Raw genomic sequence first — 18,772 nt, forward strand, 5'->3', positions numbered from 1 at the left:
AGTACAAAAGCTACATTTTCTAGTAATCATTTACCATAGTTATAAGATAGCTAGTATTAAGCGCTGATTTGCTAACTATTTTTGTTTATAATTTGATATTAAAAGAAGGTGTAAAAATGAGTGTATTGAGAACATCTAAGCTTCAAAAGATCTATGGAGTAGGTAATGATGAAGTTAGAGCTTTAAAATCTACAGATTTAACTATTGAAGATGGAGAATTTATTTGTGTAGTTGGGACAAGCGGATCAGGGAAAAGTACTTTATTACACTTAATGGCAGGGCTAGATAGACCATCTTCAGGAAAAGTATATATATCAGATATAGATATATATAACATGAGAGAACGAAATTTAGCTATATTTAGAAGGAGAAATATAGGATTTATATTTCAATTTTTTAACCTAATTCCTATATTAACTATGGAGGAAAATATAAAACTTCCACTATTAATGGATGGTAAAAAGGTAGATGGAGAGTACTTGGAGGATGTATTAAATATATTAGGTTTGCAAGATAGAAGGAAACACCTTCCTTCACAATTGTCAGGGGGACAGCAGCAAAGGGTGGCTATAGCTCGAGCATTGGTAGCAAAGCCAAAAATAATATTTGCAGATGAACCAACAGGAAATTTAGATGGTAAAAATAGAAAAGAAGTTTTGGAGTTAATTACAAAATCAATAAAAAAGTATAAGCAAACATTAGTGATGGTAACCCATGATTATAATATATCATCTATAGCTGATAGAGTTATAACCATAGAAGATGGATATGTTGTAGAGGAGAAGAAGGTGAAATCATGAAGGCAGTACTTAGTTTAATACTAAAATATATAAGAAGGAATAAGAAAAGAAGTTTATTTTTAGGAATTAGCATAATGATAAGTGCAGCTCTTATAACATCACTTACCTTTACTATAGAGGATTTTAAAAGAGAGAAAGAAAGAGAAATATTAGAAATAACAGGTGGAGATTTTGATCTACAAATTACCACTTCTAATAATGAGCTTTTAAAAGATATAGACAATTTTTCTTTTATTAAAGATAAAAGTGATACCATAATTTTATCTGAACATATAAAGTTAAATGAGAAAAATGGAATTCAGCTAGTTGGTATAGATAATAGAGGACCAGATATATTTAAATTTACATTAGTAGATGGAAAGTATCCAAGTAGTGACAATGAAATAGCACTAGATAGCTGGATGATTAATAATTTAAACCCAGTACCTAAAATAGGAGACAAAATAAATTTAACTTATGAAATAAAAGAAGGAGAAAAACTAAAAGGACAAAATAAAGATAAATTAGATATAGCTAAGATAAATGAGAAATTTATCTTAGTAGGAACATTTGAACAAATACCTAAGAATGAAAATTATGCTGTAGGATATGTAACTAAGCATTATGCTGAAAATATGCTTATTGCAAAAGGGGATTACAAAAAAGAAGATATACTACATCTCATTTATATTAAAGTAAAAGAAAATACGAATATAAAAGATACAAAAGAATTATTTTTACAATATAATTCTTTTGCAAATGATAATTATATAAGACAATTACTTTTAAAGGGGTTAAAAACTTGGGATAAGATAGGATTTATTTTATATTTCATACTTACTATAACTTCAACTGTAATTATTTATAATATGTTTAACGGCTCCACTATGCTTAGAACTCAAGAGATAGGAATGTTTAAAGCATTAGGTATGACACCAAAACAGGTTAAGTGGCTAATAATTGGAGAAGGAATACTATTAGGAGTAATTTTTATATTTTTAGGAATATTATTAGGAGGATTTTTCTATAAGTTTTCTTTAAGTATCATAAGTGGAACAACTTTCAAATATGCTTTATCAGATATACCAAGCAAAGCTATAAAAATGTCCTATATATTTGGCATTTTATCTGTAATTATAGGAAGTATAGCTTCAGCAAATAAAATATCTAAAATGTCATCAATAGATGCATTAAATTGTGTAAATTATTTAGATATTGAAAGTATAAGGTTTAAAGATAATGAAGAAATAGGTGGTACTACCCAAAAATTTTTATGGGACATATCTTTATGTAATATAAAAAGAAATAAAGGAAGATTTATTATAACCACCACTTCAATAATCATAAGTGTTGTGCTATTTATGTTTATAAACTACATTATGAACTCGCAAGATCCATCCTATGGATTTAAGGAATCTTTTGGAGCAGATTTCAAAATAGAAACAACTAACCTTAAGTATAATCCAATAAAAGACCAACAAATTGACAGTTTAAAAAATATCTGCGGTGAAGATTCCATAAATGAGTCAATAAGAAATAGTGGATGGATTTATTTAACGGAATCTAGGGATAAGATTACGAAAGAGTGTATTGAAGATTTTCAGGATAAAGCTAATAGATTTGATTTTTATAAAGAAGCTAATAAAAAAGGGCAAATATATAATACAGTAACAGAATTAGGGTATAGCAGAAGAGAGTTAGAAAAACTTAGATCAGAAATAAAAGAAGGAAAAATAGATTTAGATTTAATGGAAAAAGAACCTATATGTATCTTAGTTCAAAACCTAATGTATAATAACTTTACTAATTTTAAAGTAGGAGATAAAATTACAATATCTAAAGGAGTCTATTCAAATTCAATAAATGATAATGCTAAATTAGAAGTAACAATAGGAGCAATTTTAAACAATAAAGAATATATACCTAAGGATAATTCTATATATACAGAAGTCATAATGAGTGATACCATGCTAAAGAAATATTTAGATATTGATGGGTATAGTACTGTAGAAATAAACCTAGACAATAAAGATGGCTATATGGAAGTAAAGAAAGATATAATTAATAATATAAAAAACGATAGGACTTTAATTTTAAAAGATTATAAAGAAGAGTTAGCAAAAACTAAAGAACAGTACTTTAAAGTAGGAATATTTTTTTATAGCTTTATTATTATAACATCCTTATCAAGTATAACTAATATATTTGGAATAATGAGAACAAGTATGGCACTAAGAAAAAAGGAATTTGCAGTATTTAGAGCTGTAGGAATGAGTAATAGTGAATTAAAGAAGCTTATCATAAATGAAAGCTTAATTTACGGCGGAGTTGGAAGTATAATAGGAGTAACTGTAGGTACTTTATTATCTTATTTATTTTTTGCAGGTACCCGAAAAGTTTTTATGCCAGGAATGATATGGCGATTCCCATTCATAACTATATTATGTGTTTTTCTAGTAGTAGCAATATCTTGTGTCACAGCAGCTCTTACCTCTTCGAGAAAAATATTTAAAAATAGTATAGTTAATGCTATTAGGGCTATTGAATAAAAATATATATTATATTGCAGCTTAGGATAGGGGGTAAGGTAATATTATGGGTTATTTAAAAGAGTATAAAATTTGCAAAGCTAATTCAGAGGAGTGGAGCAGGTATCATGCAATTTACAGATTAAGTAATTTTAATGAATGGATGCCATTAAGTTTTCAAGGAGAAATCAATCGTTATATAAAAATAGATTTCTGCTATTGGATAATAAGGAATAATAAAAGAATTGGCGGGGCACTTATAAAGCCTAATATGATTAAATGTATATTTACAATACCACCATTTAACAATAAGGAAGATTTAATTAAAGCTTTAACTTCATATGCTCACTCTATATCTGACATAAATGAAGATATTATAGTTCCAGATGCTGATTTACACTCAATTGACTACTATAAAGCTGTTGGATTTGGACTTCAGAGAGTAGACAAACTTATGGCTTGTGCTACAAGCAATTTTGATATAATATGGGATGATCAATATAAGGTTGCAATACCAGAACGTAAACATGTTGAGGAAATGGCAGAACTTTATTATGAAACTTACAGCAAAAATAAACTTTTGTATATTGCATCACAGTCCTATGATTTTCAAGTAGAAAATGTTAAGGTTTATTTCAATCATGCAGAAGCTATGAAGGCTTCTATGGATTGGTCTACATTGATTTATGATGTTAAAAAGAATAAATTAATTGGTGCATGTACAGTGAGCTTAGTTAACGAATTACCTTATATTTTTGATTTCGTTGTTCATCCTGAGTATCAAGGTAAGGGATTAGCAACTAATATTATGAAGAGGACATTAGATGTTTTAGCTAACAGCTATCCAGCTATAAGACTAAATGTCACTGTAGGAAATGATGCGGAGATATTCTATGATAAGTTGGGCTTTATAAGCTTGGCAGAAAAAGCATATATGAAAAAAACAAGTTTATAAAAATATAATACTATTTTAAATATATATGTATTTCATAAAAATTCATTATTTCATATTTAAACATCAAATTTATATAATTAATTAATTAAATAATAGTTGACAAATAATGCAATTAAAAACTATAATAGGAATATAACCAATAAAAAGGAGGTAGGAAAATGTTAAATAATAATAATTTACATGAAGCTAAACTTAATAGAAATACAAATTATACCCTGCCTCAAAATATAGATTTTTAAAAGCAATTTAAGGTTTTATGTTTGTGATTAAGTCCTAGGGTATTACTAGGACTTTTTATATGCATAAATAAAATAGCTATATCTATTTCTAAGGAGGAATGGATATAGCTATTTTATTTTTACATAGATTTTAAGTAAACATATTAGGCATCAATTATAAAAATATTAATCGAAAAGGTAAATAATAAGAGAATGTATGAAGAGGTGAGAAAAATGATTGAACTTCGTTATCCTAAAATAGAGGAAGCAGAAGAATATTTAAGAATTTTAAAAGATGGAAAGTATGAATTTTATCATGCAGCTATTCCAGAGGATGTTGAAGAAGAAATTAAATGGATTAAAAAAAGAGAGTACAAAAGAAAAAATAATCTTGAGTATAATTATTCTATAATTTACAGGGGAATTTTAGTGGGAGGTTGTAACATTAAAATATTTCGAGAGTCACCACATATAGGAGAACTTGGATATTTTGTAGATAGAAACTGCTTTGATAAAGGAATTGCATCAGAAGTTGTAGTTAAACTAGAGAAGATAGCCTTTGAAGAACTAAATCTAGTTAGACTTGAAATAAGAATGGACCCAAGAAATAAAGCTAGTGAAAAAGTTGCAATTAAAAATGATTTTGTTAAAGAAGGGCAACTTAGAAAAGTTTTAGAGTTTCAGGGAGAATACTATGATAATCTACTATATGCTAAGGTAAAATTATTATGAGTATGAGTAATTTTAAAAGTTGCAAATTAAGTGAATTATTAAGAGAAATAGAAAAAGAAAATTATAGTGCAATTGAAGAGTTTTGGCTAGATATAGAAAGAATAGGTACACCTTTAGTGGAAGAAATAGATAATAGTAATGTATTAGTAACTTTTCTATACAGAGATACAGAAAATATAGAAAATATATTAATTTATGGGGGAGTTCCAGGCTTTCGTTATTCGGAAAATATAATGGAGCATATTGAAGGCACTGATATATGGTTTAGAACCTATAAAGTTAGGAATGATGTAAAATTTAAGTATAACTTTTCTTTAAATTATAAATTTGACAACAACTATAAAAATATAAAGAAGAATTCAATTGTAGATCCATTAAATCCTAATATATTTCAATTTGCAGAGGATGAAGAAAATCCAGAAGATAAACAGCAGAAATTTTCATTAGTAAAATTACCTAAGGTTGAAGAAGAATTTTGGACAGTATCTAGAGAGTCAGTTAAAAGTGGAAAAATTAAATCAAATAGATTTTATAGTGAAATTTTAGGAGATACTCGAAGAATATGGGTTTATACTCCATGGAATTATAGAAATGATGGGAGTCCATATAATTTGTTAGTTCTTACTGATGGCTTTGAATATATGAATATGGGTGCTGAAACTGTATTTAATAACTTAATAAATGATGAAAGAATTTCTCCAATGGTTTGTGTATTTGTTGAAAGCAAAGAGAATAGATATGAGGAACTTACCTGTAATGAAAAGTTATCTGACTTTTTATCTGAAGAATTAATAACATGGATTTATGAAAATTATAATATAAGTAAAAATCCGAAGGAGAGAATTATAGGAGGAGTTAGTCTTGGAGGGTTAACAGCTACACACATAGCTTATAAAAATCCTCATATATTTGGCAATGTACTTTCTCAATCAGGCTCTTATTGGTATGAAAATCAATGGCTTACTAAAGAGTATGAAAATAATGATAGGCTGCCTATAAAATTTTATTTAAATGCAGGATTATTAGAAAATCATCCATATGATGACGAACCTATAATGATGGAAGTGATAAATAATATGCGAGATGTCTTACTAAATAAGGGATATAGTGTAGCTTATGAAAATTTTCCATCAGGACATGATTATTTAGGCTGGGGTGAAACACTAGCTACAGGACTTATAGCTTTAATTGGAATGTAGCCTGAGCAGAAAGGATAATGAAAATATGAATTATATAGATTTAATGTTCGAAATCTTTCCAATACTTGAAACGGACAGATTTATTTTAAGAGAAGTAAAATATGGAGATCATGGTGAGATATATGATATATATTCTGAGAAAGAAGCAGTTAGATATCAGCAAACTAATCCTATGACCACTATTGAACAGGCAAAAAAATCTGTAGAAGCTTTTTTGAGAGGCTTTAATGAAAAAAGATTTGTTAGATGGTGTATTGCAGAAAAGGAAACAGATAAGGTTCTAGGATTAATTACACTTAATAATTTTGATAGGAATAATTCAAGTGCAACTATAGGATATATGCTTAATAAGAAATATTGGAGAAAAAACATAATGAGTGAGGTAGGAGAAAAGGTTATTAATTATGGATTTAAAACTTTAAATTTACATAGAATTGAAGCATCCATACATCCTGATAATATTGCCTCAATAAAGTTATGTTTAAAACTTGGATTTTTAAAAAAAGGACTTAGAAAAGAGTCAGCCTATAATATGGCGACGAATGAATATGAGGATAGACTGATATTTGGGATAGTAAATAATTAGAGCAGCGAGCTATAAAGCTAATTTTTAGTTTCAGATGAAGTTTAAAATGGCGAAAGCTAAAAAGATTGAGTAAGTCGAAATCGTAAATAATGGTGAACTAAAGATTATTTATAATAAGCTGTTAAAAGTAGAGGGAGAAAAATATGTTTGTTGATTATAATAATAGTATCGTGAATCTTGCTTGCTCTATCTTAGAATATTTTGGTGCTGAGAGCGAACATAGTACACTAAAAGAAGTGGATGAGCTTTTGAAATATCAATATAAAAATGTAGTTATCTTGCTATTGGATGGATTAGGGGTTGATACATTACAGTATCATTTATCGGAAAATGGTTTTTTTCGAAAGAATTTGATTAAAGAGTATTCATCTGTGTTTCCTCCAACTACTACATCAGCAACTACATCTATTGAAAGTGGTTTAACCCCTTTGGAACATGGGTGGCTAGGATGGAGTTTGTATTTTAGTGAAATAAATAAAATTGTAAACGCATTTATTAATACGGAAAAAGACACAGAAATTCAGGCGGAGGATTATCATGTTGCCAGTCAATCTATACCGTATAAAAGTATTTACGAAAAAATAAGAGATGCTGGGAAAGCTAACGCATATAGTGTATCGAAATTCGGAAGTAATAAAATAAACACATTTGATGAATTGACCCATGAAGTAGAACGGTTGTGTGCTACCTCCGAGAAGAAATACATATATGGATATTGGGAAAATCCTGATAGCTTAATGCATGAGTTTGGTTGCTACAACAGTCTGGTTACTGAGAATATAAAAGAACTCGAAGAAAAAATAGCGGATATGTGCAAAAAATTATATGATACAGTGGTTATAGTTACTGCAGACCATGGGCATTGTAATTTGAAACATTATATTTTGAGTGATTATCCTAAGTTAATTACTATGTTAAAACGCCCAACTTCTATCGAAACAAGAGCTACAGCTTTCTATATAAAAGATGAATATTTGAATGATTTCCCCACTGAATTCAATTATAATTTTGGCAACGACTTTTTATTGTACTCAAAAGAAGAAGTTATCGAAAAGAATATATTTGGTGTTGGAAAGATACATCCTAAGTTTGAAGAATTCATAGGAGATTATTTAGCAGTAGCAATTAGTGACAAAGGTATTGTATATTCCCAAAAATCAAATCAATTTGTTTCCAATCATGCTGGAATGACGGAACAGGAAATGAAGATACCACTTATAGCAATATGTAAAAAATGAGTATTATCAAAAGTTGTTTCGCAATATTCTAATATGACGAACTATCAACAAAGTTATTAATATGTTATACGTAGAAAATAGTATAAAATGAAAGGAAGTTAGTTTTAGTGGGAATTTGGTACTCATTATACACTCTCTCGCTAAAGATAATATAAGGAGAATACTATATGAATTTTAAATTTGAACCTACAACCATTGAAAAGATTTCAGAATTAATGGCGGAATATACAAAGACACTGTCATCACCCTTTGATTCCTTTTTAGAAGACCATATAATGGCATCAGGTTTTTATAAGATAGTTAAAGATTCAGTAGACATAGGCTATTTCTCAATTTTTGAAAAAAAGCTATTAACTCAATTTTATGTGAAATTTAAATATTTAAAATATGCGCAAGAAGTTTTTAGTGGTATACTTGATAAATTTTCAATAGAAGGAGCTTATGTATGTACTGCAGATGAAGTATTTTTGAGCTGCATTTGTGATGTAGAAAATAAGGAGATAAAAAATCAAGCATACTTTTTTCAAGATAATAAAGAGAATACTGAACCAGTGAAGCCCTATGGCGGAGGAGTTTTGAGATTAGCAGAAAGTGAAGACATAGAAATAATAAATCAAATCAGTGGAGATTTTTTTGAGGACGTTCCTAAGCAAGTTGAGGAGAAAGAAATATTTATCTTTGCTGAAGGAGAAGAGGTTTTAGGCTTTGGTATAACTGAAAAAGGACAAGTATTACATGGCTACACAAGCATAGGAATGTTCACAAGTGTGGCATATAGAAAAAAGGGCATAGGCAAAGCCATAATAACTAAGCTAAAAAAATTATGTTATGAAAATGGGGAAATTCCTATATGTGGTTGTTGGTATTATAACATTAACTCTAAAAAGACCTTAGAGAGCTGTGGATTTGTAACAAGAACCCGTCTACTAAAGGTAGAGTTTATTCAGAAATAATAGGAAGTGGGGATAATATATTGAATATATATTTTAAAAATATTACAGCAGATAATTGGAGAGAAGCTATTGCTCTAAAGATATCTAAGGAACAAGAGACATATTTACCACATTCTAACTTGATTTCAATTGCAGAATCTAAGTTTTATCCTAAGTGGACAACTTTAGGTATATATAAAGATGAAGATATTATTGGATTTTCTATGTATGGTCCAGAAGATGAGAGGGATAAAGAAATATGGTTGATTCGATATATGATTGATGAAAAACATCAAGGACAAGGTTACGGTAAATATGCACTAGAAAAATTAATAGAAAAAATTAAAGAAGAAACTAAATGTGATGGGATTTGTTTAAGTTTTCATCCAAAGAGTAAATCAGCAGAAAAGCTTTACTCTGCTTTAGGCTTTAAGCAGTTTATTACTGGATTTGAAGCGGATGATGAGATTTTTTATAAATTAGAAATTGAATAGGAAGGGGAGTAAAACATGGGAATATGTAAATTAGAAATGATAAATTTTTTAGAGTTAAGAGGGAACTTGGTCTATTTAAAAAAGTTAGGAAGCGAATATCTTGAGGAATACTGTGAATGTTTTAAAAATGCCAGCATCGAATCAAATGTTTTTACTGGAACAAAAGAGTTTTATACGAAATCTAATTTAGAAAGTTTCTTAAATGCAATTGAAAATGATAGCAATCGAGTAGATTTTTTAATATTTTCTAAAGATTCTAACGAAATCGTTGGCGAAGTTGTTATCAGTGAGGTAAGTGTAAAAGATAGAAGTGCTAATATAAGAATAGGTATTAATAAAAAAGAAGATTTTAATAAAGGATATGGAAGTGAAGCTATGATTTTAGCACTAAACTATGGTTTTGGAATGTTTAATCTTCATAGAATTGAATTAAATGTATTCGAATTTAATAAAAGAGCAATAAATGTTTATGAAAAATTAGGATTTGTAAAGGAAGGAATTAAAAGAGATAGTTTATACTTTAATCATAAATATCATAATGAAATTATAATGAGTATTTTAGAAGAGGAATTTAAACAATTATATACAAATTATGATGAGGATTTGAAGAGCTTATTGTAATTCACAAAAATATAAATTTAATTAAAAGTTAAAACTACATTGTTCATTTGTAGGCTATAAAACAATTAAAATCAACTTCTGTACAAGCAGGTACAGAAGATATATTGAGGAGAGATAAGAATGGAAATTATTTTAAAAGAAATTAACATAGACAACTGGAAAGAGTGCATTAAACTTCAAGTAGAGGAGAATCAAAGAAAATTTGTGGCTTCAAATTCCTATTCATTATTGCAATCTAAATATGAAGATCATTGTTATCCAATGGGTATATATGATGGAGAAACCATGGTGGGATTTTTAATGTATAGCTTTGATAATGATGCTAACAAATGGTGGATGGATAGATTAATGATGGACAAGCAATGTCAAGATAAAGGATATGGAAGAAAAGCTATAGGATTATTAATTGATTTATTAAAAAAAGAAAAGGGAAATATAAAACTTTATACTAGCTTTGAACCGGAAAATGCTGTGGCTGAAAAATTATATGAAAGTATAGGATTTAGAAAAACTGGAGAAATAGCTTGGGGAGAAGTGGTTATGGAGACTCAATTATAGTTAAAGGAGAAAATATTATGAACTATAATTTTTGGAAAGGTGAAAAAATTGGACTTAGAGCAGTAGAATTAAAAGATGCAGAAAATTATTACAAATGGTCATATGATTATGATTGTGAAGCTGATAGATACTGTGATGAAATACATTTTCCAAGAAATTGTGAAGCAATGATCGATATGGTGGAGAAGAAGACAAAAGCAATACCGGAGAATGATACATTCACATGGATTATAGAAAATATTGATGGAATAGCAATATGCAAAGGAAGCTATAAAAATAATACTAAGATATTATTTTAGAGAATTAAGATATCAAGAGGCTACTGTTTATGTGTACTCCTTCAATGAAGCTCCATGAAGCCTTAGGATTTAAAAAGGAAGGAATTAGAAGAGATAGTTTATACTTTAATCGTAAATATCATAATGAAATTATAATGAGTATTTTAGAGAATGAATTTAAACAATTATATGCAAATCATGATGAGGATTTAAAGAGCTTATTATAATTTATGGAGATGTAAATTAAATGAAAGATTAAAGACGTATTATTTATATGTAGGTTATAAAACAATTAAAATCAACTTCTGTACAAGCAGGTACAGAAGATATATTAAGGAGAGATAAGAATGGAAATTATTTTAAAAGAAATTAATAGAGACAACTGGGAAGAGTGCATTGAACTTCAAGTAGAAGAGAGCCAAAGAAAATTTGTAGCTTCAAATTACTATTCATTATTGGAATCCAAATATGAGGATTATTGTTATCCAATGGGTATATATGATGGAGAAGCCATGGTGGGATTTTTAATGTATAGCTTTGATGAAGATACTAACAAATGGTGGATGTGCAGACTAATGATGGATAAGAAGCATCAAGGTAGGGGATACGGAAAAAAATCTATAGAATTATTTATAGATTTAATGAAAAAAGAGAAAGGAAATATAACATTATGTACAAGCTTTGAGCCAGAAAATACTGTTGCTGATAAGCTATATGAAAGCATAGGATTTAGAAAAACTGGAGAAATAGCTTGGGGAGAAGTGGTTATGGAGATTCAATTATAGTTAAAGGAGAAAATATTATGAACTATAATTTTTGGAAAGGTGAAAAAGTTGGACTTAGAGCAGTAGAATTAAAAGATGCAGAAAGTTATTACAAATGGTCCTATGATTATGATTGTGAAGCTGATAGATACTGTGATGAAATACATTTTCCAAGAAACTGTGAAGCAATGGCTAATATGGTTGAACAAAAGTCAAAAACAGCACCAGAAAATGATGAATTTACATGGATTATAGAAAATAGCGATGGAATAGCAGTAGGAAATATAAATATTATAAATTGTAATAGTAGAATAGGAACCTTTGGATATGGGTTAGGTATATCAAGAGAATACTGGGGAAATGGATATGCAAAGGAAACTATAAAAATAATACTAAGATATTATTTTAGAGAATTAAGATATCAAAAGGCTACCGTTTATGTGTACTCCTTCAATGAAAGATCAATGAAGCTCCATGAAGCCTTAGGATTTAAAAAGGAAGGGGTAATTAGAAGAATGATATATACCAATGGAAACTATTATGATGAAGTAATCTATGGAATGACTAGTGAAGAATTTGATGAGATAGATGAAAAGCTTGAACTATGCTAAAAATAAAGATTAAGTAGGAGTAATTAAAATTATACTTATGAAATTTAGAGGTCATGAATATGAAACGGATAATGATTTTAGGTTCACCAGATTCAGGAAAATCCACATTAGCTAAGAGTATAGGAGAAATAACTGGCATAGAGGTAATTCATTTAGATACTTTGTTTTGGGCGCCAGGATGGGTTAAGGTTCCTAGTGAAAAATTTAGCGAGAGAGTTAAAAGTTATGTTGAAAAAGAATCTTGGATTATGGATGGAAATTATAGTGGAGTTTTAGATATAAGACTTAATACTGCTGATACAATAATTTTTATTGATGTGCCAAGGGGGAAATGTTTATATAGGGTAGTTAAGAGAAGATTTAAATATAGTGGCAAAACAAGAAGTGACTTGACAGTAGGATGTAACGAGAAAATAGACTGGGAATTTATAAAATGGATATGGAATTTCCATAAAGATAGTAAACCTACTATATTAAAAGAAATAGAAGAAAAATCAGAGGGAAAAGAAGTATATTGTTTAAAGAATAAAGAGGATATAGAGTTCTGTATTAATCAGATAAAGAAAAGAAGAAATATATAAGCTATTTTTTGAAAAATAATAATAAATAAAGGCGGGTTAGCATGGACATAGAATTAATAAATATAGGAGATGCAATATTAGAAGGTTTTATTCAAGGTACAGGTGAACAAGTTGTAGTGATTGAAACAGGGCTTGGATCTCTATTTTATGATTGGTATGATATAGCAAAAGAAGTTTCTAAGAAAGCAACAGTAATTTTATATCATAGAGAGGGCTATGGAAACAGTTCAATAGCAAAAGAGAAATGCACAACAAGAAGAGTAGCTGAAAATTTAAAATTATTGTTAGCAAAAAAAGGTATCAATGAACCAGTAATATTAGTAGGACATTCTTTTGGAGGAATGTGTGTGCTCAACTTTGCAAAATTATATCCAGAAATGGTGAAGGCTTTAGTTTTGGTGGACTCATCTCCAGTAGAAATGTATAAAGTAGAAAATTTAAAAAGACAGCTCCAATCCATACAAGAAAAATATCCTACAGTTAAGGCAATAGAAAGATTAAAGAAGCTAGGTAATATCAATGAGGATGAGCTTAAAAAAGAAATTAATCCAAGCATTTTAGGTTATAATAGTGGATTTTCGAAAGAAATTCAGGAAAGTATAAGAAAAGCTTTAACTAGTTCTAAGTTTTACAGAGCTCAAAGTTCTGAACTCGAAAATATGATAGACAGTGGGATAGAGATAGAGAAGCTGTCTATAGAAATGTTAAAGGATATGCCAATAAAATCAATAGTAAGAGATGAAGACATAGAAATAAATAAATTAATAAAGGTTGGAATACCGGAAGCTGAAGCGAGAACTTTTGAAAATTTACTTCAAGAGTTGAATAGAGAAAAACTAAATTATTCATCAAAATCAGAACTAATCTTGGCTAAAGGTTCAGGGCATAATGTTCATAAAGGTTATCCAGAGATAATTTTAGAAACTATTGATAAAGTATTGTAGCTATTAAAAGTATATATCTGGCTATTTAGATTACATATTAGGGAAGCAGTAGATTAAAAGTCATATTATCAATAAAGGATGGTATAAAATGAAAATTGAGAATTTATCACAAGAAAGAATGGGAGGTTTCATAAGTTATTGTAAGAGTCATAGAAAAGAAGTAGATGATAGCTTCTTATATGATGAGGATTTAGAAAAGTTTAAACTTGGTGAAGAAAACCCAACCTACCTTTTAATGGATGAGGAAGAGAATATTATTGGAGTAGCTTCTCTTATTATTGATGAATATTATAAAAAAGGTAAAAGGGGTAGATTTAGAATATTTCATAGCATAACAAATAATGTAGAATATTACAGAAAGCTGCTAAGAGCAATATTAAAACATACAGAAGATATAAATAAGATATTTGTTTTTGCCAAAGAAGAGGAGAAAGATACTATAAATATTCTTAATAGTTTGAATTTTTATATTGAAAGATATTCCTTTCATCTTAAAAGAGATATAAAGCCTATAGCAGAATCAATATTTCCTGAAGGGTTTAATTTAAAAACTTTTGATTTTAATAGAGATGAGGAGCATTGGTGTGAAGTTAGAAATGCAGGATTTGCAAAACTTAAAGGTAGTGAAACACCTAGAACTCCTGAAATGATAAGTGAAATGCAATATGATGGAGACTTATTACCAGGAGGTATGAAAATTCTATATAACCATGATGAGCCAGTTGGAATAGTGGGTGTGTCAAGTGAGATTGAAGAGAGCATAGAATATGCATTTATATATTCTCTAGCAGTAAAGCCTGAGTATCAAGGAAAAGCTCTTGGAAGAAACCTTTTAAGATCAGCTTTGCACCATGGAAAAACTCTTGGTATAGATAGGGGGATGCTCACTGTGAATGGAGAAAATGATAAGGCTTTAAGTTTATATCTTAAGGAAGGTTTTTATAAGGATAAAGTAGTAATTTGCTATAACTATGATATAAGGTAAATTGTTAGTGGATTAGGGATGTTTTTTAAGGCTTAGTAAAAAGAGTTAAATATGTATTGGAGGAACCGTAAATGAATCTAGAATTTAGAAAACCTACAGAAGCTGATTCAAGAGAGGTTGCTACTTGGAAGTTTGAAGGAGAGTATTCCTTTTATGATAATGACAAAACAGAATTAAAAAAAGAATGGGCACTAAATCTTCATAAAGAAGAGAATACCTATGCTATATATAATGAGGACAATGAATTAATAGGAAACTGCTGCTTTGAATTTGATGAAGAAGGAGTTTCATTTGGAGTTCAAATGAAGCCTTCATTAACAGGTAAAGGCATGGGAGTAGAAGTAGTAACAGCCCTTTTAGAATTTGGAAGAGAAAAGTATAAGTTTACTGAGATATCCTTACTGGTTGCTAGATTTAATCAAAGAGCAATAAAAGTTTACGAAAGATTAGGATTTACAGTTAGTGAAGAGTTTATGTGGCATGTAAATGGTGAGGACAAGGACTTTTATGAAATGAGAAAGGCTTGGGAAGAATAGGTGAAAGCTATGAGGAGTTTATTTGTAATAGGAGACAGCATATCAATCCATTATGGTCCATATCTTAGAGAAATGATAAAGAACAAATTTGCCTATGATAGAAAAAGAGGATTAGAGCATGCTCTAATAGATTTAGACAAGCCAGTTGGAGCTAATGCGGGAGATAGTAGTATGGTTTTAGAGTATCTTCAAGAGGAGTATAACTTAGGAAGAAAATATGATGTTCTAATAATAAACTGCGGAATGCATGATCTTAGAAGGGACAGAGAATCTAATAGTGTTCAAATTGAAATAGATGAATATAGAAGGAATCTAAAGAGCATTGTTGAAATCTCGAAGAAAATGGCTAATGAAGTTATATGGATATCCTTAACACCTATTATTGATGAAATTCACAATGCAAGAAAAGCTGGAGTTCTAAGATATAGTAGTGATGTTGAAAAATATAATGAGGTTTTAACGTCAGTTATGAAAGACAGTAATGTGAAAATTATAGATTTATATAACTTTACTAAAAATTTAGGTAGAGATATTTACTGCGATCACGTGCATTTTAAAGATGAAGTTAGAAAATTACAAGGGGCCTTTATTGCAGGATATTTAAATTCAATATAAGAGATGGAGGCAAAATTATGCTAATAAAAGATTTTGAAAAATTCATTATAGATGTATTTACAAAAGAAAAACTAAATCTAGTAGAGGGGAAAGGAGAATATGGCTTTACTAATATAGGAGGAAACAGTATAAGAAAAATAGGATATTGTACTAATTTAACTCCGGACTCTGCTAGAGAAGCAGCTATTAATAAAGTGGATCTACTAATAACTCACCATGATGCATGGGAATGGATAGATGGAATGAAGAAGCAGGCTCTTAGTATACTAAAAGAGAATAATATATCTCATTTTTATATACATGCTCCCTTAGACGATGCTGAGTTTGGTACAAATGTTTCATTGCTTGAGAAATTAGGTTTTAAAGTTATAGAAAAGTTTGCTCATGAGGAAGGCTTCTATAGCGGAAGAGTTGGAGAAATAGATGAACCTATAAGTCTTCAGATTTTAACAGACAACATAGAGAATCTATTAGAGGAGTCAGTTCGTATTTGGAAGAATAATGATAAGAAAATTAAGAAAGTAGGAGTTGTAACAGGGGCAGGATTCTCAGCTATTGATATGAAGGAAGCTGTGGATTTAGGATGTGATGCATATTTTACTGGAGAAAAGATATTATATACAATTCAATATGCAAAGCAGGCAAATATAAATCTTATTGTAGGAAGCCATACATTCACCGAAATCTTTGGAGTGGAGAGTTTATGTAGTCTACTTAAGGGAACTTATCCAGAGATAGAGATTATTAAGATAAAGGAAGAGCACATTGAATAATATGATTATAAGAGGACCTAAAAGTGAAATATGTTCTTTGAAAATTAAATAATATGATATTTGAAGCCATGTTACAATATGGTTGAAATATTCCATTTAATCTCATTTGTAAAAATGTGAAGTAAAGATTATTGGTATGATATACTAAACAGATTATTTATATAATGTACGGGAGGAGTTTAGTATTATGTTGAATCATAAAGGAACACAAATATTAAAAACAGAGCGATTAGTATTGCGAAAAATATTGCCAGAAGATGCTGATATGGTTTACAAGTGGATGAGTGACCCAGAAGTGTGTAAATATGAACGCTGGAATCCTCATCCTAATTCAGGATTTAGTCGTGGTTACATTGTTGAAGTATTTGATGATTATAAATCTGACCATACATATCAATGGGGAATAGAGTTAAATAGCGAACTGATAGGTTCTATTAGCATAGTAGGGATTGATGATTTTGACCAAAAAGCGGTGATGGGTTATTGTATTGAACGAAATTTTTGGTCTAACGGTTATGCAACTGAAGCTGTAAAAACAGTTTTGCAATATATGTTTATTGAAATTGGATTGAATAGAATTGAGGCTTCTCATTCTGTGAATAATAAAGCTTCGGGCAGAGTGCTAGAAAAAGTCGGAATGATGTTAGAAGGTCATGCGAAAGAATACTACTACTGCAATATTGGCTTTCAAGATAGCAAGCTTTACGCATTAACTAAAAGTTTATATATGAAAAACAACTATGGCAAATTAGCATAGCTGGAAGTTGTTAAATTTCAATTTGTCTAAGAAATTATATGAAATTTAGACTTATATCTTGCACAAAAACTGTAGAGATGGCTCTAAATTATTATTTTATTCATGATGAACTAAAGAACAAAAGTACCTTTCAATATTTTATAGATAAACTTTATAAATTTGAAAATATATTATAATGTGGGTAAAGTCAGCGTGTTTAAATCACAATTGTAATATAGGTTATGTATTAAAGTATTTATTAGAAAGGATAAATATTATGGGAAAAATGTTGTATATGTCACATTGTGTGTTTCCAACACCCAATATAAAAAATACATCAGATTACTATGAGAAAGTAATGGGATTTAAAGCAGTACAATATCTTGGCGGAAAAGAACCACATATTTGTTTATATCGTGATTCTACAGAAATTATATTAACAAAATCAAATGGACAAGAAGTAATCCCGAATAGGAGTCTATATGGATATGGTTATGATGCATATTTTATAACAGATAATCAGGAAAAATTACAAGAAGAATTACAAGATATGGGTGCAAATATTGTTCGCCCATTATTTTGTACGGATTACCATAATAAAGAATTTGTAGTTGAGGATATTGATGGTAGATGGATAGGGTTTGGTATAAAAGAAGATTAGGAAATAATATGGTACATGCATATTATCTTTAATTCATCCAGTGTATTCAGCATGTTACCCAATGTTACATGGAAATAGAGATTTGCTAAATGATGATGAATGGACAATAAGATATTTAGATAATAGAGATAGAGGATATGTTCAACCTTGGATTGAATATAATTCTAATATTGATAATTTCATTTTAGTTAGTTATCTTAAAAAAGATAAAATTTAAGAAGAATAAGAAACGAGAATTTTAATTGGACAATTGGATTATATTTTATAGTTAAATTCAAGGAGCTGGCAGTAATGGAAAATGAAAAATACTCACAAGAAAAAATTGATATATTTTGGAAAACATTTTTAAGGGAAACAGGCAGAGATGAAACAACGACATATTTAGATGTATTTCATTTTGAATTAACGGAAAAATGGGCTAATGAATTATTGCGTTTGGTGTTAATTG

General features: G+C 29.1%; 24 protein-coding genes. All 24 read left to right on the forward strand.

Translation table 11 applies throughout. The annotated features are described in order from the left end of the window. Positions 1–116 precede the first annotated feature (116 nt). Positions 117–800 carry an ABC transporter ATP-binding protein gene (locus tag B2W91_RS11515; RefSeq protein ID WP_291580983.1) on the forward strand — a complete coding sequence of 228 codons (684 nt, stop codon included), beginning with the start codon at positions 117–119 and terminating at the stop codon, positions 798–800. Further along, positions 797–3,328, forward strand: coding sequence for an ABC transporter permease (locus B2W91_RS11520; RefSeq protein WP_291580985.1), 2,532 nt, complete (start codon positions 797–799; stop codon positions 3,326–3,328). The genes B2W91_RS11515 and B2W91_RS11520 overlap by 4 nt, the downstream gene beginning before the upstream one ends. 46 nt (positions 3,329–3,374) lie before the next feature. Next, complete coding sequence (locus B2W91_RS11525) at positions 3,375–4,262, forward strand: GNAT family N-acetyltransferase (RefSeq protein ID WP_291580988.1); 888 nt, start codon at positions 3,375–3,377, stop codon at positions 4,260–4,262. Between the two features lie 452 nt (positions 4,263–4,714). Beyond that, positions 4,715–5,212, forward strand: a complete 498-nt coding sequence (locus B2W91_RS11530) for a GNAT family N-acetyltransferase (RefSeq protein ID WP_291580991.1) — start codon at positions 4,715–4,717, stop codon at positions 5,210–5,212. Beyond that, positions 5,209–6,411: an alpha/beta hydrolase-fold protein gene (locus tag B2W91_RS11535; protein ID WP_291580994.1), complete on the forward strand. Its 1,203-nt coding sequence runs from the start codon at positions 5,209–5,211 to the stop codon at positions 6,409–6,411. Before B2W91_RS11530 ends, B2W91_RS11535 begins: the two co-directional genes overlap by 4 nt. A gap of 25 nt (positions 6,412–6,436) precedes the next feature. Further along, positions 6,437–6,997, forward strand: a complete 561-nt coding sequence (locus B2W91_RS11540) for a GNAT family N-acetyltransferase (RefSeq protein ID WP_291580997.1) — start codon at positions 6,437–6,439, stop codon at positions 6,995–6,997. A 248-nt stretch (positions 6,998–7,245) separates the two neighbouring features. Further along, a complete protein-coding gene (locus B2W91_RS11545; RefSeq protein ID WP_291581000.1) occupies positions 7,246–8,235 on the forward strand; it encodes an alkaline phosphatase family protein in 990 nt (329 codons plus the stop codon). A gap of 167 nt (positions 8,236–8,402) precedes the next feature. Further along, positions 8,403–9,188, forward strand: coding sequence for a GNAT family N-acetyltransferase (locus B2W91_RS11550; protein ID WP_291581003.1), 786 nt, complete (start codon positions 8,403–8,405; stop codon positions 9,186–9,188). 20 nt (positions 9,189–9,208) lie between these two features. Then, positions 9,209–9,661 carry a GNAT family N-acetyltransferase gene (locus B2W91_RS11555; protein WP_291581006.1) on the forward strand — a complete coding sequence of 151 codons (453 nt, stop codon included), beginning with the start codon at positions 9,209–9,211 and terminating at the stop codon, positions 9,659–9,661. A gap of 15 nt (positions 9,662–9,676) precedes the next feature. Further along, the gene (locus tag B2W91_RS11560) at positions 9,677–10,282 is read left to right on the forward strand and encodes a GNAT family N-acetyltransferase (protein WP_291581008.1); all 606 of its coding nucleotides are present in this window, start codon (positions 9,677–9,679) and stop codon (positions 10,280–10,282) included. Positions 10,283–10,402: 120 nt separating this feature from the next. Next, positions 10,403–10,840, forward strand: coding sequence for a GNAT family N-acetyltransferase (locus B2W91_RS11565; protein ID WP_291581011.1), 438 nt, complete (start codon positions 10,403–10,405; stop codon positions 10,838–10,840). Positions 10,841–10,857: 17 nt separating this feature from the next. Then, positions 10,858–11,139 carry a hypothetical protein gene (locus B2W91_RS11570; RefSeq protein ID WP_291581013.1) on the forward strand — a complete coding sequence of 94 codons (282 nt, stop codon included), beginning with the start codon at positions 10,858–10,860 and terminating at the stop codon, positions 11,137–11,139. A 29-nt stretch (positions 11,140–11,168) separates the two neighbouring features. Beyond that, positions 11,169–11,345: a GNAT family N-acetyltransferase gene (locus B2W91_RS11575; protein WP_291581015.1), complete on the forward strand. Its 177-nt coding sequence runs from the start codon at positions 11,169–11,171 to the stop codon at positions 11,343–11,345. Positions 11,346–11,465: 120 nt separating this feature from the next. Next, positions 11,466–11,903, forward strand: coding sequence for a GNAT family N-acetyltransferase (locus B2W91_RS11580; protein WP_291581016.1), 438 nt, complete (start codon positions 11,466–11,468; stop codon positions 11,901–11,903). Between the two features lie 17 nt (positions 11,904–11,920). Beyond that, positions 11,921–12,493: a GNAT family N-acetyltransferase gene (locus B2W91_RS11585; protein ID WP_291581019.1), complete on the forward strand. Its 573-nt coding sequence runs from the start codon at positions 11,921–11,923 to the stop codon at positions 12,491–12,493. A 59-nt stretch (positions 12,494–12,552) separates the two neighbouring features. Next, entirely contained in the window at positions 12,553–13,074 is a 522-nt protein-coding gene (locus B2W91_RS11590; protein WP_291581021.1) for a DNA topology modulation protein, read from the forward strand. A gap of 41 nt (positions 13,075–13,115) precedes the next feature. Next, complete coding sequence (locus tag B2W91_RS11595) at positions 13,116–14,018, forward strand: alpha/beta hydrolase (protein ID WP_291581023.1); 903 nt, start codon at positions 13,116–13,118, stop codon at positions 14,016–14,018. Positions 14,019–14,106: 88 nt separating this feature from the next. Then, a complete protein-coding gene (locus B2W91_RS11600) occupies positions 14,107–15,003 on the forward strand; it encodes a GNAT family N-acetyltransferase (RefSeq protein ID WP_291581026.1) in 897 nt (298 codons plus the stop codon). Positions 15,004–15,074: 71 nt separating this feature from the next. Continuing rightward, positions 15,075–15,539, forward strand: coding sequence for a GNAT family N-acetyltransferase (locus B2W91_RS11605; protein WP_291581028.1), 465 nt, complete (start codon positions 15,075–15,077; stop codon positions 15,537–15,539). Between the two features lie 9 nt (positions 15,540–15,548). Beyond that, complete coding sequence (locus B2W91_RS11610) at positions 15,549–16,154, forward strand: SGNH/GDSL hydrolase family protein (RefSeq protein WP_291581030.1); 606 nt, start codon at positions 15,549–15,551, stop codon at positions 16,152–16,154. Positions 16,155–16,171: 17 nt separating this feature from the next. Continuing rightward, positions 16,172–16,927 carry a Nif3-like dinuclear metal center hexameric protein gene (locus B2W91_RS11615; RefSeq protein WP_291581033.1) on the forward strand — a complete coding sequence of 252 codons (756 nt, stop codon included), beginning with the start codon at positions 16,172–16,174 and terminating at the stop codon, positions 16,925–16,927. Positions 16,928–17,114: 187 nt separating this feature from the next. After that, positions 17,115–17,684: a GNAT family N-acetyltransferase gene (locus B2W91_RS11620; RefSeq protein ID WP_291581035.1), complete on the forward strand. Its 570-nt coding sequence runs from the start codon at positions 17,115–17,117 to the stop codon at positions 17,682–17,684. A 256-nt stretch (positions 17,685–17,940) separates the two neighbouring features. Then, on the forward strand, positions 17,941–18,324 hold the full coding sequence (locus tag B2W91_RS11625; RefSeq protein ID WP_291581038.1) for a VOC family protein: 384 nt from the start codon (positions 17,941–17,943) through the stop codon (positions 18,322–18,324). Between the two features lie 61 nt (positions 18,325–18,385). Further along, entirely contained in the window at positions 18,386–18,541 is a 156-nt protein-coding gene (locus B2W91_RS11630; RefSeq protein WP_291581040.1) for a hypothetical protein, read from the forward strand. Positions 18,542–18,772 lie beyond the last annotated feature (231 nt).

Origin of the sequence: Clostridium sp. UBA6640 (assembly GCF_002455975.1) — a bacterium.
In the GTDB taxonomy this organism is placed as follows: Bacteria; Bacillota; Clostridia; order Clostridiales; family Clostridiaceae; genus Clostridium_J.